The 12,942-nt window shown below is 69.6% G+C and carries 9 protein-coding genes and 1 riboswitch; of the genes, 3 read left to right on the top strand and 6 right to left on the bottom strand.

The window, feature by feature from the left end; genetic code table 11:
- Positions 1-1,071 precede the first annotated feature (1,071 nt).
- Entirely contained in the window at positions 1,072-1,884 is an 813-nt protein-coding gene (locus VGC13_RS08715) for an alpha/beta hydrolase (RefSeq protein WP_331124850.1), read from the top strand.
- The gene (locus tag VGC13_RS08720) at positions 1,881-3,239 is read left to right on the top strand and encodes a PAS domain-containing sensor histidine kinase (protein WP_331124851.1); all 1,359 of its coding nucleotides are present in this window, start codon (positions 1,881-1,883) and stop codon (positions 3,237-3,239) included. Before VGC13_RS08715 ends, VGC13_RS08720 begins: the two co-directional genes overlap by 4 nt.
- A gap of 673 nt (positions 3,240-3,912) precedes the next feature.
- Here VGC13_RS08720 and VGC13_RS08725 read toward each other — a convergent pair.
- A complete protein-coding gene (locus tag VGC13_RS08725; protein ID WP_331124852.1) occupies positions 3,913-5,385 on the bottom strand; it encodes an MDR family MFS transporter in 1,473 nt (490 codons plus the stop codon).
- Positions 5,386-5,744: 359 nt separating this feature from the next.
- Positions 5,745-5,821: riboswitch (cyclic di-GMP riboswitch) on the top strand.
- A 59-nt stretch (positions 5,822-5,880) separates the two neighbouring features.
- Here VGC13_RS08725 and VGC13_RS08730 point away from each other — a divergent pair.
- Positions 5,881-7,335: a S8 family serine peptidase gene (locus tag VGC13_RS08730; protein ID WP_331124853.1), complete on the top strand. Its 1,455-nt coding sequence runs from the start codon at positions 5,881-5,883 to the stop codon at positions 7,333-7,335.
- A gap of 324 nt (positions 7,336-7,659) precedes the next feature.
- On the opposite strand, the gene VGC13_RS08735 is transcribed toward VGC13_RS08730, so the two are convergent.
- The 5 genes from VGC13_RS08735 to VGC13_RS08755 all read right to left on the bottom strand — a co-directional run bounded on the left by VGC13_RS08735 (position 7,660) and on the right by VGC13_RS08755 (position 12,311).
- Entirely contained in the window at positions 7,660-8,877 is a 1,218-nt protein-coding gene (locus VGC13_RS08735) for a hypothetical protein (RefSeq protein WP_331124854.1), read from the bottom strand.
- A 353-nt stretch (positions 8,878-9,230) separates the two neighbouring features.
- A complete protein-coding gene (locus VGC13_RS08740; protein ID WP_331124855.1) occupies positions 9,231-9,878 on the bottom strand; it encodes an NAD(P)-dependent oxidoreductase in 648 nt (215 codons plus the stop codon).
- An 81-nt stretch (positions 9,879-9,959) separates the two neighbouring features.
- Positions 9,960-10,394 (bottom strand): DoxX family protein, encoded by a 435-nt coding sequence (locus tag VGC13_RS08745; protein WP_331124856.1) that lies wholly within the window; start codon positions 10,392-10,394, stop codon positions 9,960-9,962.
- A 100-nt stretch (positions 10,395-10,494) separates the two neighbouring features.
- Entirely contained in the window at positions 10,495-10,938 is a 444-nt protein-coding gene (locus VGC13_RS08750) for an Rrf2 family transcriptional regulator (RefSeq protein WP_331124857.1), read from the bottom strand.
- A 767-nt stretch (positions 10,939-11,705) separates the two neighbouring features.
- Positions 11,706-12,311, bottom strand: a complete 606-nt coding sequence (locus VGC13_RS08755) for a short chain dehydrogenase (RefSeq protein ID WP_331124858.1) — start codon at positions 12,309-12,311, stop codon at positions 11,706-11,708.
- Between the last annotated feature and the right edge of the window lie 631 nt (positions 12,312-12,942).

Raw genomic sequence — 12,942 nt, forward strand, 5'->3', positions numbered from 1 at the left:
GGCGCGAGCGGACAACCCTGCGCGACCGGGCCTCGGAATGACAGACTCTGGCTGCACTCCAATCTGTCATTCCGAAGGAGCGCACACCCGGCACTCGCCTTCACGACGATGCGTGTGCGCGACTGAGGAATCTACTTTCCGAACCTCGTGACCCGTCGCGCGCCTCAAATCTGGCCCTGTCCGGCTGTGGCGCAGGCGCCAGTCCGGCGCAGGCTGCCGCGTCCGCCCTCCAGATCGCCGACGGCAGATTCCTCGGCCCTGCAATGCCCGGCGCGAGAGGGACACCGCTGCGCGGCCGGGCCTCGGAATGACAGACCCTGGCTGCACTCCAGTCTGTCATTCCGAAGGAGCGCACACCCGGCACTCGCCCTAACGACGATGCCTGTGCGCGACTGAGGAATCTACTTTCCGGACCTCGTGACCCGTCGCGCGCCTCGAATCCGGCCCTGTCCAGCTGTGGCGTAGCCGCGAGTCCGGTGCGGGCTGCCGCGTCCACCCTCCAGGTTGCCGACGGCAGATTCCTCGGCCCTGCAACCTGCAGCGCGAGCGGACACGACTGCGCGGCCGGGCCTCGGAATGACAGACCCTGGCTGCAATCCACTCTGTCATTCCGAAGGAGCGCACACCCGGCACTCGCCCTAACGACGATGTCGGCGCGCGACTGAGGAATCTACTTTCCGGACCTCGTGATTCGTCGCGCACCTCAAATCCGGCCCTGTCCAGCTGTGGCGTAGCCGCGAGTCCGGTGCAGGCTGCCGCGTCCGCCCTCCAGGTCGCCGACAGCAGATTCCTCGGCCCTGCAACCCCGCAGCGCGAGCGGACACGACTGCGCGGCCGGGCCTCGGAATGACAGACCGTGGGTGCAATCCCCGAATCCGGCCGCCAGAAACGCATGATCAACGGTAGTGGCTCCGCGGGTGTCATTCATCGTACGCAGAGGATCGGAGCCCGGAAGGGCACAGCAGTGGCCGCGCGGAACAGGCGTTCCGTCGCGGCCAAAACCGTACGTTGCATGATGCTTGCAGGCCAGGGAGTGCTTGAGCCCCCGGCAACCTTGTACAGAAACTGGACATGACGAAAGACGTCCTCACGCGCAACAACGTGAACGTGTTTGGCAGCGGCACGCAGCCCATGGTGTTCGCGCACGGCTTTGGCTGCGACCAGAACATGTGGCGGCTGGTCACGCCGGCGTTCGAGGACGACTACAAGATCGTGCTCTTCGACTACGTGGGCTCGGGCAAGAGCGACCTGAGCGCGTACGACGCAACGCGCTACGGCACGCTGGACGGCTACGCGCAGGACGTGCTGGACGTGGTGCGCGCGCTGGACCTGCGCGACGTGGTGCTGGTGGCCCACTCCGTCAGCAGCATGGTGGCCGTGCTGGCCGTCAACCAGGAGCCGGACCGATTCGAGCGGCTGGTGCTCATCGGCCCGTCGCCGCGCTACATCAACGACGCGCCGTACGTGGGCGGCTTCGAGCAGGCCGACATCGACGGGCTGCTGGACATGATGGACCGCAACTTCATCGGCTGGGCCAACTTCCTGGCGCCCGCCATCATGAAGAACGCCGACCGCCCCGAGCTGGGCGAAGAGCTCACCACCAGCTTCTGCAGCACCGACCCGGTGGTGGCGCGCCGCTTTGCCGAGGCCACCTTCCTCTCCGACAACCGCGCCGACCTGCCCAAGGTGCGCGTGCCGTCGCTGATCCTGCAGTGCTCCGAGGACATGGTGGCGCCGCTGGAGGTGGGCGAGTACCTGCACCGCACGATGCCCGACAGCACCCTGCGGGTGATGAAGGCCACCGGCCACTGCCCGCACATGAGCCACCCCGACGAGACCATCCAGCTGATGAAGGAGTACCTGCAGCCCGCGCTGGCGGGTTGACGGACGCCGGGACGGCCCCGGCGGCGGAGGGCGCGGCGCTCGGCGAGCTTCTGGACCGGGCGCCGTGCGGCTTCGTCTCGTTTGCCGACGACGGCACCATCACCGCCGCCAACACCACGCTGGCGGAAATGCTGGGCTACACCCGCGCCGAGCTGGAGGGCCGCCGCATCGAGAGCCTGATGGGCGTGGGCACGCGCATCTTCTACCAGACGCACTTTTTTCCCTTGGTGCGGCTGCACGGCCGCGCCGAAGAGATCTTTCTTCTCCTTCGCGACAAGGACGGCGCCGACGTGGGCGTGCTGGCCAACGCGGCGCGGCACCAGAACGCCGGCGTGTGGGCCAACGACTGCGTGTTCATGCGCGTGCACGAGCGCCGCAAGTTCGAGGACGAGCTGCTGCGCGCCCGCAAGGCGGCCGACGCCGCGCGCGCCCTCGCCGAGGCGCGCGCCGCCGAGCTGAACGAGGCGAACGAGATGCTGGAGCAGCAGGCGATGGAGCTCGAGCTTCAGCACCAGCAGCTGCAGGAGCAGACGTTCGAGCTCGAGACGCAGGCCGAGGAGATGCAGGCCATCAACGACGAGCTGCTGGAGCGCACCGAAGAGCTGGACCGGCAGCGCGCCGCCGCCGAAGAGGCCAACCGCGCCAAGAGCAGCTTTCTGGCGGTGATGAGCCATGAGCTGCGCACCCCGCTCAACGCCATCGCGGGCTACGTGCAGCTGCTGGAGATGGGGATCCACGGCCCCGTCACCGAGCCGCAGCTGGGGGCGCTGGACCGCATTGGCCGCAGCCAGAAGCACCTGCTGCGGCTGATCAACGACGTGCTGAACCTGGCGCGCATCGAGTCCGGCCGCGTGGAGTACATGCTGGAGGACATCCAGGTCCCCGAGCTGCTGTCGTCCGTGATGCCCATGGTGGAGCCGCAGATGCAGGCCAAGGGGCTGCGGCTGGAGGTCGAGGTGGGCGTTCCCGCCCCCGTGCGCGCGGACCGCGAGAAGGTGCAGCAGATCCTGATCAACCTGCTGAGCAACGCCCTCAAGTTCACCCCGGAGGGCGGCCGCGTCATGGTGGACGCGCGGGTGGACCCGGAGCGGCCGGGGCAGGTGTACATCCGGGTGACGGACACCGGCATCGGCATTCCGCCGGAAAAGCAGACGTCGGTGTTCGAGCCCTTCGTGCAGGTCGACATGAGCCGCACCCGCCGCTCCGAAGGCACCGGGCTGGGGCTGGCCATCAGCCGCGACCTGGCGCGCGGCATGGGCGGCGACCTGCGCGTGCGCAGCCAGGAAGGCGTCGGCAGCACCTTCACCCTCACCCTCCCCGCCGCCCCCACGGAATCGGGCGATCCGGCCGCCTGACGCAGCCCCCGCCGCACCTCCCGTCTGTCATTCCGAAGGAGCGCCCACCCGCGCTCGCCCTTACGACGATTCTTGGGCGCGACTGAGGAATCTACTTTCCGAACCTCGTGATCCGTCGCGTGCCCCGGAACTGGCCCTGTCCGGCAGTTGGCGTGGCCGCGAGTCCGGCGCGGGCTGCCGCGTCCGTCCTCCAGCTCGCCGACAGCAGATTCCTCGGCCCTGCACCCCCCGGCGCGAGCGGACACGACTGCGTGGCCGGGCCTCGGAATGACAGACTCCACGCCCCAGACTGTCATTCCGAAGGAGCGCCCACCCCGCGCTCGCCATTATGACGATGCCTGCGCGCGACTGAGGAATCTACTTTCCGGACCTCATGATCCGTCGCGTGCCCCGGAACTGGCCCTGTCCGGCTGTGGCGTGGCCGCGAGTCCGGCGCGGGCTGCCGCGTCCGTCCTCCAGCTCGCCGACGGCAGATTCCTCGGCCCTGCAACCTGCGGTGCGGGTTGACGCCTCTATGTGGCCGGGCCTCGGAATGACAGATTCGCGTTACCCGTAGCGGGGCCTGAGACCGCAGAACGTGGCCGCACTCGGACTGCCTCACCCCTTCACCCCTTCACCCCTTCACCCCTTCACCCCTTCACCCCTTCACCCGCTCACCCGCACTCGCCCACCCCTACTCCGCCCGCTCCAGCTCCGGGATGCGCCAGGCGGCGAGCAGGGTGACCAGGGCCAGCAGCGCCACGCCCCAGAACACCACGTGCAGGCTTTCCGCCAGCCCCGTGCGCAGCACCGCCAGCACGTCCGCCGGCAGCCGCGCGGCGCGGGGGGCGGCCTCGCCCAGCAGGTCCTGGATGCTGTCCAGCGACACGCGCCCCTCCAGCCCGTTGCGCCCCAGGTAGCGCGCCATCTGGTAGTTCAGAATGCCGCCGAACAGCGCCGCGCCCAGCGCGTTGCCCAGGATGCGCATCAGCATGTTGCTGGCGGTGGCCACGCCGCGCCGGTTCCACGCCACGCTGCTCTGGATGGCCACCAGCGAGGTGGTGTTCACCAGCCCCAGCCCAACGCCGATGACGAACGAGCCGATCCCCGCCGGCAGCGCGCCCCGCGGCGCCAGCACCGCGATCACCAGGCTGCCCGCGAGCAGGCAGGCCCCCCCTGCGCGGACGATGCGCGGCACCCCGGTCTGCAGGATGCGCCGCCCCGCCAGGAACGCCGCCAGCGGCCACCCCAGCGTCATGGAGCTCAGCGCGAACCCCGCCAGCAGCGCCGATCCCCCCAGCACCCCCTGCACGTAGGTGGGCAGAAAGGTGATCAGCCCGATCATCATGATCCCCGACGTGAGCGTGGCCACGTTGGCGTAGCGGATGAGCGGGCTTGCCCACAGCCCCAGGTCCATGATGGGGTCCGGCGCCCGGCGCTCCTGCCGTACGAACAGCGCCAGCGCCAGCAGAAACACGCCGAACAGCGGCAGCACGGCCCCCAGCCCCCACGCGCTCACCTGCGTCAGCGCCAGCATCAGCGCCCCCACCCCCACCAGCAGCAGCACGGCTCCCGCGTAGTCGATGCGCCGCGCCTCGCGCTCCACCCCCTCGTGCAGGTAGATGGAGACCAGCGCGATGGCCGCGATGCCGAAGGGAACGTTGATCCAGAAGATCCACGGCCACCCCACCGTGTGCACGATGAGCCCGCCCGCCAGCGGCCCCAGGATGCTCGACAGCCCCCACACGCTGCTGATGTACCCCTGGATGCGCCCGCGCTCCTCCAGCGAGTACAGGTCCGCCGCCAGCGTGGTGGTGATGGGCTGCACCGCCCCCGCCCCCAGCCCCTGCAGAAAGCGGAAGGCCACCAGCATTCCCATGCTCCCCGCGAATCCGCAGAGCACCGAGCCGGCCAGAAAGACGACGATGCCGCCGATGAACACCGGCTTGCGCCCCACCAGGTCCGACAGCTTGCCGAAGATGGGCACCGCCACCGCCTGCATGAGCAGGAACGACGAGAACACCCACGCGTAGAGCGAAAAGCCGCCCAGCTCGGCCGCGATGCTGGGCAGGGCCGTGGCCACGATGGTCCCTTCGATGGCGGCCATGAACATGGCCAGCAGCAGCGCCGAGGTGACCAGCGCGCGGTGGGTGGTGGTTTCCTTCACCAGGCGATCGGGTTGGATGGGGATGCACGGCCGCGGCGCTTCCGCGGCCCGGCGCCGGCGCCGGCGCACAAGGTAGCGGGTCGCCGCCCATCCCGCAGAAACAGGGTGCGAAGACGCCGAAGGGGCGCGCGCCGCACGCAATGCGCCCGGGCGTCGGGTCAGTTGTGTAGCAGATGCGCAAACCCGCGCCACCGCTGGAACATCGGGGTGGCTCTTCTTCGCGGGCTGGCGGAATTAGAGTTTGCATGGGGTTGACGAACGAACAGCCGTTCGATATCTTAATGGCACGCCGCAAACATGTCTAACTCGTTTGAATGCAAACAGATAGACATTTCCGAAGCGGCAGCCCTTCCCTGCACCACCGACAAAGGCACCCCGGTCGCGAGGCCGGTCCGCAAAGCCAGGGGTCTCGTCCCGAGACGGCCCAGCTACCGAAGAGGTAACGCCGCCGGTCGAATAACCGGCAATCCTCCGTGCCCTAGTGGAGCTCCCCGTATGAGGCGAATCGCCCCCCTGTTCCTGTCCGGCCTGGTCGCGCTTGCGGCCTGCTCCGACGAGATCACCCCGCTGCAGAGCACGGCCGCCGCGCCGAGCTTCGACGAGTCCGCCGGTTCCGACACGTACCTGGTTCGCTTCAAGGGCAACGGCGTTCCCGCCGGCTTCGCCTCGCAGGTCTCCGCGCTGGGCGGCGAAGTGATCTTCGCGCACCCCTCGGGCATCGCCGCCGTCGCCGGCCTCAGCAGCACCGCCGCCGGGCAGCTGGCCGCCACGTCGGACATCGCCGCGGTTGACGCGGACGCCTACACGGCCATCGAGGACGCCGAAGCCGCCACCGTCGAGGCCGCCGACGCCGCCGTCGAGAGCCCGGCCAACCCGGCGCTCGCCGTGCGCTACCCGCGCCAGTGGAACATGCAGGTGATCCGCGCCGCGCAGGCCTGGAACGCCGGCAAGCGGGGCGCCGCTTCGGTCAAGGTGGGCATCCTGGACACGGGCATCGACTACCTGCACCCGGACCTCGCGGGCCGCGTCGACCTGGCCCTGTCGAAGTCGTTCCTGTCCGCGGCCGAGAACGCCCGCGTGCAGGCCACCTTCCCGGGCGCGCACGAGATCGCCGACCTGAACTACCACGGCACGCACGTGGCCGCCACGGTGGCCAGCAACGCCTACATCGCCGCCGGCGTAAGCTCGGGCGTCACCCTGGTGGGCCTTAAGGTCTGCTCGCCGGGCACCGCCGCCAACGGCTTCCGCGGCAGCTGCCCCACCAGCGGCACCCTGGCCGCCATCCTGTACGCGGCCGACAACGGCATCCCGGTCATCAACATGAGCCTGGGCGGCCGGTTCAACCGCCGCGACGCCAGCGCCGCGGGCGGCTTCGGCCCCTCGTTCCTGGCGACGATCAACCAGGTGTTCAACTACGCCCACCGCAAGGGCACCACGGTGGTGGTCTCGGCGGGCAACGACGCCCTGGACATCGACCACGACGGCAACGGCTACAAGAGCTACTGCAGCGTGCCCACGGTGATCTGCGTGTCGGCCACCGGCCCCACCGGCCAGACCACGGTCAACGGGCCCTGGGCCAACATCGACGCCCTGGCCTCGTACAGCAACTACGGCCGCTCGGCCATCAGCGTGGCGGCTCCCGGCGGCAACGGCGTGTCCATCACGGCGGCGTGCTCGGGCTTCACCATCGTGACCAGCCTGCTGCCCTGCCGCGGCCGCTTCTACAACTCGCCGACCAGCTGGTCGGGCTTCTCGGTGGGCATCAGCGGCACCAGCATGGCCTCCCCGCACGTGGCCGGCTTCGCGGCGCTCATCGCCAGCGAGGGCAACACCAGCCCGGCGCACATCCGCAGCCGCATCCAGCAGTCGGCGGACGACCTGGGCCAGGCCGGCACGGACCCGGCCTACGGCAAGGGCCGGATCAACGTGGGCGCCGCCTTCGGCCTGTAATCCAGGCGACGGACGCAGCACGAACGGCGGGGCGGTGCCAACTCGGCACCGCCCCGCTCTTTCTTTGTCCGGCAGGCGCATCCGCCGCGAAACGCCCCTTCTCGTTTCGCCCGGGAACAGCGAAGGGGTACAGAGGGGCAGACAACAGCCAGAGGAACAGAGGACCGCCAATCCTCTGTTCCTCTGGCTTTTGTCTGCCCCTCTGTACTCTCGCCGTTGTTCTACCGGACTCCGGGGTCAGGGAACGCGGGCCAGCAGTAGCGGCATCCGTCCCGCCGTTGCCGGCTATTCCCTGTTCCCTATTCCCTATTCCCTTCCCCTGCGTCAGTGCGAAACCGGCGTGGGCACGTTGCTGTTGCTGGTGGTGTTGTCGCCGAACTGGTAGAAGTCGTTCTTGCCCCAGCACCACGCCTGCCCGATGCCGTCCAGCGCGCAGCCGGTGTACGACTGGTTCGACACGACGTCGAAGGTCACGCCGCTGGGCTGCGAAACGGCCACCGGCGTCCGGCGCTGCGTAAAGCTGCCGTCGCCCACCTGCCCCTGGCTGTTGTAGCCCCAGCAGTACGCCTGCCCGGCGCTGGTGCGGGCGCAGGTGAACGCCGCGCCCGTGGTGATGGACGCAAAGGTCACCAGCCCCTGCGAAACGGCCACCGGGGTGTAGCGCCGGGTGACGGTGTTGTCGCCCAGCTGCCCGTTGCCGTTGCCGCCCCAGCAGTACGCCTGCCCGCCGGAGGTCAGGGCGCAGGTGTGCTTGTACTCCGTCGTCAGCGAGGCGAACGTCACGCCCACGGGGTGCGTGACCGCCACGGGAACCGAGTCACCCAGGCTGAACCCGCCGCCCATGGCGCCGTCGCCGCCGTAGCCCCAGCACCACGACTGGCCCGTGGTGTCGAGCGCGCAGGTGTGCATGGAGCCCGCCGAGATGCTGGTGAAGGTGACGCCCGAGGGGTGCTGCACGGCCACGGGGACCTTGGCGTAGTCGGTGGTGTTGTCGCCCAGCTGGCCGTAGTCGTTGGCGCCCCAGCAGTACGCCTGCCCGGCGCTGTTCAGCCCGCAGGTGTGCTCGCCGCCCGCGTGGATGCTGGTAAAGGCCACGCCGCCCAGCGGCAGCACCGCTACGGGCGCCAGCCCCAGGCTGGTGGTGCTGTCGCCCAGCCGCCCGTCGGCGTTGTAGCCCCAGCACCAGGCCTGCCCTGCGCTGGTGATGGCGCAGTTGTGCACCTTCCCGGCGCTCACCTGCGTAAAGCTCACGCCCGAGGGCTGCAGCACCTGCACGGGCGCGGTGCGGGTGGTGGCCGTGCTGTCGCCCAGCTGGCCGACGGCGTTGCGCCCCCAGCACCAGGCCTGTCCGGACGCCAGGGCGCAGGCGTGGTTCTCGCCGCCGTCCAGCGTGTCGAAGGCGACGGTGGGAATGACGGTCAGGTGCGCCGCGGGCGGAGGCGCCGCGGCGGGGCCCGTGGGCGCGCGGTCGGAACAGGCCGACAGCAGGGCCGCGCCCAGCAGCGAAAGCACTGCGGCGCGATGGAGCGTGCGGGACGTCATGGGGTGGTCTCCGGATTCGGAGTGGAGGGAGGCACTACCTTGGTCGGACACAATCTGCGTGACCCACCTCCTCCAAGTCAACGAAACAGTTGTACCTTTTCGTTCACGATGCGAACTGCTACGCGTCACGTATCCAGGACCGTTTCAACACGCGATCATGATCCCGGACCGTTCGGGTTGGAGGTTGGAACGGCGAAGGGCGCGGAGAGAACTCTTCTCCGCGCCCTTCGCATCCCGGGCTGAATCCGCCAATCCAGAAACGTTTCTCACGCAGAGGCCCCGGAGGCCCCAGAGAACACCGCTCCGCTTCCTCTGTTTCCTTCGCGTGAGAACATCTTTTGTGGATTCGCGAATCAGTACGCCACGCCGAAGCGGCGGCCCACGTGGCGCGGGTTCTCGAGCTCGTCCAGCAGCGCCACCGCGTAGTCCTCGTACGAGATCACGCTGTTCCCCTTCTCGTCCGTCAGCAGCGCGTCGCCGGTGGTGCGGTAGCGGCCGGTGCGCTCGCCGGGCTGAATGACGATGGCGGGGCTCAGAAAGGTCCACTCCAGCCCGTCTGCCTCCGTGCGGTAGACGGCCAGCGAGTCGCGGCCCTGCGTGGCCTCGCCCAGGTACTCGGCGGGAAAGCCGGGCGTGTCCATCAGCGCCACGCCGGGCGCCACCTCCAGGCTTCCCGCCCCGCCCACGGCGATCAGCCGCCGCACGCCCGCCTCGCGCAGCCCCGCGATCAGCCCCCGCGCCGCATCCACCAGCGACGGCGCCTGTCCGGTGCTCCCCGGCCGCGGCGACACGGCGCTCACTACCGCGTCCGCGCCCTGCACCACCCCCGCGACGCTCTGCGCGTCCGTGGCGTCGCCCTGCACCAGCGGCACGCGCGCATCCGGCGCCCGTGACGCGCTCGCGTCGCGCACCACGCCCAACACCTGGTGCCCGCGCTGCAGCGCCTCGCGCGCAATGCGCTGCCCCACGTGCCCCGTCGCGCCGAATAGAACGATCTTCATCCCTGCATCTCCGTGTCCGTTCAGAAAAACGAAGGTGCCGGCCCGCGCCGGCACCTTTCCCCCATCCTGGAATCCCGCGTCTCAGCGTCGCGCGGGGCGCCGGCCGTCCAGCGCCGCATCCACCGAGTACCCGCCCGCGCCGGCCAGCGCCAGCGCCAGCGAGGCGCCCAGCAGCGACAGGGCGAACTCGTATCCGTCGGGAAGAAAGAAGCCCGCCTTCACGTGCACCAGCAGAATGGCGCCCACCATGTTGCACGCCAGCAGCGCGGCCACCAGCGGCGTGGCCACGCCCACGATGAGGGCAATGCCGCCCAGCAGCTCCAGCAGGGCGATTGCGGGCCCCACGATCCCCGGCAGCGGCACGCCCATCTGCCCGAACCCGGCCGACACGCCCGCAAAGCCGTACTGAAACACCTTCTGCCAGCCGTGCATCACGAAAATGATTCCCACCACCACGCGCAGAATGAACAGCGCGGCGTCGAGATTGTAGGGCGTGGCGGCGAACAGTCTTTTCATCTTCCGTCTCCGTCCAGGGTACAGGGTGAACTGCTGACGACAGAAAAGTGTGAATTCACGATGGATACACACTCGGGCAAACAAACGGGCAGCGGGCGCGTCAGCCGGCCTTCCGCGGCGCGTCGGCCGCGTCGAGGGCGCCGATGTCGCTGCCCAGCTCCGCGATGGTGGTGCGGTCCAGCTCGGCCTGCATGGCCCGCTCGGCCGCGCAGATGCGCGCCTGCAGCACCGCCTGGATGTTGCGCCCCACCGGGCACGCCGGGTTGGGCTCCTCGCGGTGCATGCCGAACAGCTCGCCCGCGTCCACCGCGCGGTACACGTCGCCCAGGGTTATGCGGTCGGCCGGGCGGGCCAGCAGCGCGCCGCCCCCGGCGCCCAGCTGCGAGGTGGTGAGCCCCGCGCGGGCCATCATCCCCAGCAGCCGCCGCACCAGCGAGGGGTTGGTGTTCACGCTTCCCGCCACGTACTCGGACGTCATCGGCGTGCCCCCGCCCTGCTGCAGCAGCGTAAGGATGTGCACGGCGACGGCAAAGCGGCTGTTCATGAGATGCGGCTCCTGCTCGGCATAAGTGTATCTATGATAGTAACAATTCACCGCGCGGTCAATCCCTTAGTGCTGAAGTTCTTTGATGGATGTCATAATGCTCGTTGCGATGCTAATCCGGTAACGTGCCGTCCGCTGGAGCGAATGAATTCGCCGCTGGAAAATCGCAAAGTCCGCCTTCGCGGACTCGGCGGCCCGGCTATTACGGCGCCCCAAGCACCTGCGCGTCCGCAACCCGGCGATCACCGAATCAGATCCGCAATGAGCATCATGACAGGTTCCGACGCGGCCCCACTCTGTCATTCCGAAGGAGGCGCCACACGGAACCGTCCTTCACCCCGTACTCCGGCGCCGACTGAGGAATCTACTTTCCGCATCCTCGTGGCCTGTCGCGGCGCCCCGCACCGGCCCTGTCCGGCCTCGTCGCAGCCGAGGCGGCGGCGCGGGCTGCCGCGTCCGCCCTCCGAATCGCCTCTGTCATTCCGAAGGAGGCGCCGCACGGAACCGTCCTTCACCCCGTACTCCGGCGCCGACTGAGGAATCTACCTTCCGCATCCTCGTGGCCCGTCGCGGCGCCCCGCACCGGCCCTGTCCGGCCTCGTCGCAACCTCGGCGGCGGCGCGGGCTGCCGCGTCCGCCTTCCCGGTGGCGGAGAGTAGATTCCTCGGCCCTGCAACCCGTGGTGCCAAGGCTGGAATCCGGGTGGCCGGGCCTCGGAATGACAGGGACCCGGCGCGGTGGACGGATGCGGATTGCCTGCGCGCGGCTCAGGCGTACTTGCGCGCGTCCAGGGTCTGGCCGTTGTGGGCGCCCTGCACGGCGTCGACGTACGCGCGGGCCACCTGCACGGCCGGCATGCCGCCGGAGGGATCCATCCCCATGGCCTGCAGCGTCTCGGCGACCCACGGCGGGCTGACGACGTTGACGCGGACGCCGCGCGGCGCCTCGAGCGCCGCCGCGCGCGCGAAGCCCTCCAGCCCCGCGTTGACCAGGCTGATGGCGCTGCTGCCGGGCATGGGCTCCTGGCTCAGCACGCCGCTGGTAAGGGTGATGGAGCCGCCGTCCGCCACCTGCTCCAGGCCAGAGCGCACCAGGTTCACCTGCCCCATCAGCTTGTAGTGCAGGCTGTGCTCGAAGTCCCCGTCCGAAAGCTGGTCCAGCGGCTTCCACGCGCCGCCGCCCGCGCACGAGACCACCGCGTCCACGCGCCCCGCCTGCCCGTACAGCTGGCGGATGGAGTCCGGCGAGGTGATGTCCACGCGCAGGTCGCCGCTGCCGCGCCCCGCCGTCACCACCTCGTGCCCGCCGCCGCGCAGCGCATCGGCCACAGCGGCCCCGATGGTCCCCGATCCCCCGATCACCAGCACCTTCATCCTGGCCTCACTCTCCCCGGTTTTTAGCAGAACGGATGCGCCTGGGCGGATGGGCCGCGGCGCCCGCTGAACTTCTCGTACTCGCGGCCGTACGGCAACACGGGCGAATGAATTCGCCGCAACCACCACACGAAGTCCCCCTTCGCGGGCTGGCGGCTCTCTGCCCGGGCCAGGTGCCTGCCACGTAGCGGTTGGGAGCAAGCGGCCCCCGATCACTCGCCGGAGCGCGATCGAATTCTCCCCCTCTCCGAGAGGAACGAGGCCGGGAGGGGCCCGGGGGGAGGGCCCCTCGCGGACGCGTGAGGCCCGCGTCGCCGAACGGGGCTTCAACCGCTCGCGCGGGCCGGGTCCGCCGCAGTGTGGAGAGCGCGGCGTGAACGAACCCCCCTCCGACACACCCGGGATCGTCGCGCGCGTGCAGGTGAAGCCCGGTTCGGCGAGTGCAACGAGCCGAGACCGGGCTTATGGCCGTTCCAGCCGCGGGTTTCAACCCATAGTTGTCGAAAGTTAAGTTTGTGGGGCTGGTTCGGGGATCCCGAAGGCGATCCGCAGGGCTCCGTCTACCCATGCGCGCAGATCGTGGGCGAACCAGGCGCGCACTGATCGCCAGCCACGGTCGATCCCCGTAAGC

It is taken from the genome of Longimicrobium sp. (assembly GCF_036399255.1).
Classification (GTDB): domain Bacteria; phylum Gemmatimonadota; class Gemmatimonadetes; order Longimicrobiales; family Longimicrobiaceae; genus Longimicrobium.

Bases quoted from the DNA above. Each gene is read 5' to 3' on its own strand.
- VGC13_RS08735 (WP_331124854.1), bottom strand. From the start codon at position 8,877: ATGACGTCCCGCACGCTCCATCGCGCCGCAGTGCTTTCGCTGCTGGGC.
- VGC13_RS08715 (WP_331124850.1), top strand. From the start codon at position 1,072: ATGACGAAAGACGTCCTCACGCGCAACAACGTGAACGTGTTTGGCAGC.
- VGC13_RS08750 (WP_331124857.1), bottom strand. From the start codon at position 10,938: ATGAACAGCCGCTTTGCCGTCGCCGTGCACATCCTTACGCTGCTGCAG.
- VGC13_RS08740 (WP_331124855.1), bottom strand. From the start codon at position 9,878: ATGAAGATCGTTCTATTCGGCGCGACGGGGCACGTGGGGCAGCGCATT.
- VGC13_RS08730 (WP_331124853.1), top strand. From the start codon at position 5,881: ATGAGGCGAATCGCCCCCCTGTTCCTGTCCGGCCTGGTCGCGCTTGCG.
- VGC13_RS08755 (WP_331124858.1), bottom strand. From the start codon at position 12,311: ATGAAGGTGCTGGTGATCGGGGGATCGGGGACCATCGGGGCCGCTGTG.
- VGC13_RS08745 (WP_331124856.1), bottom strand. From the start codon at position 10,394: ATGAAAAGACTGTTCGCCGCCACGCCCTACAATCTCGACGCCGCGCTG.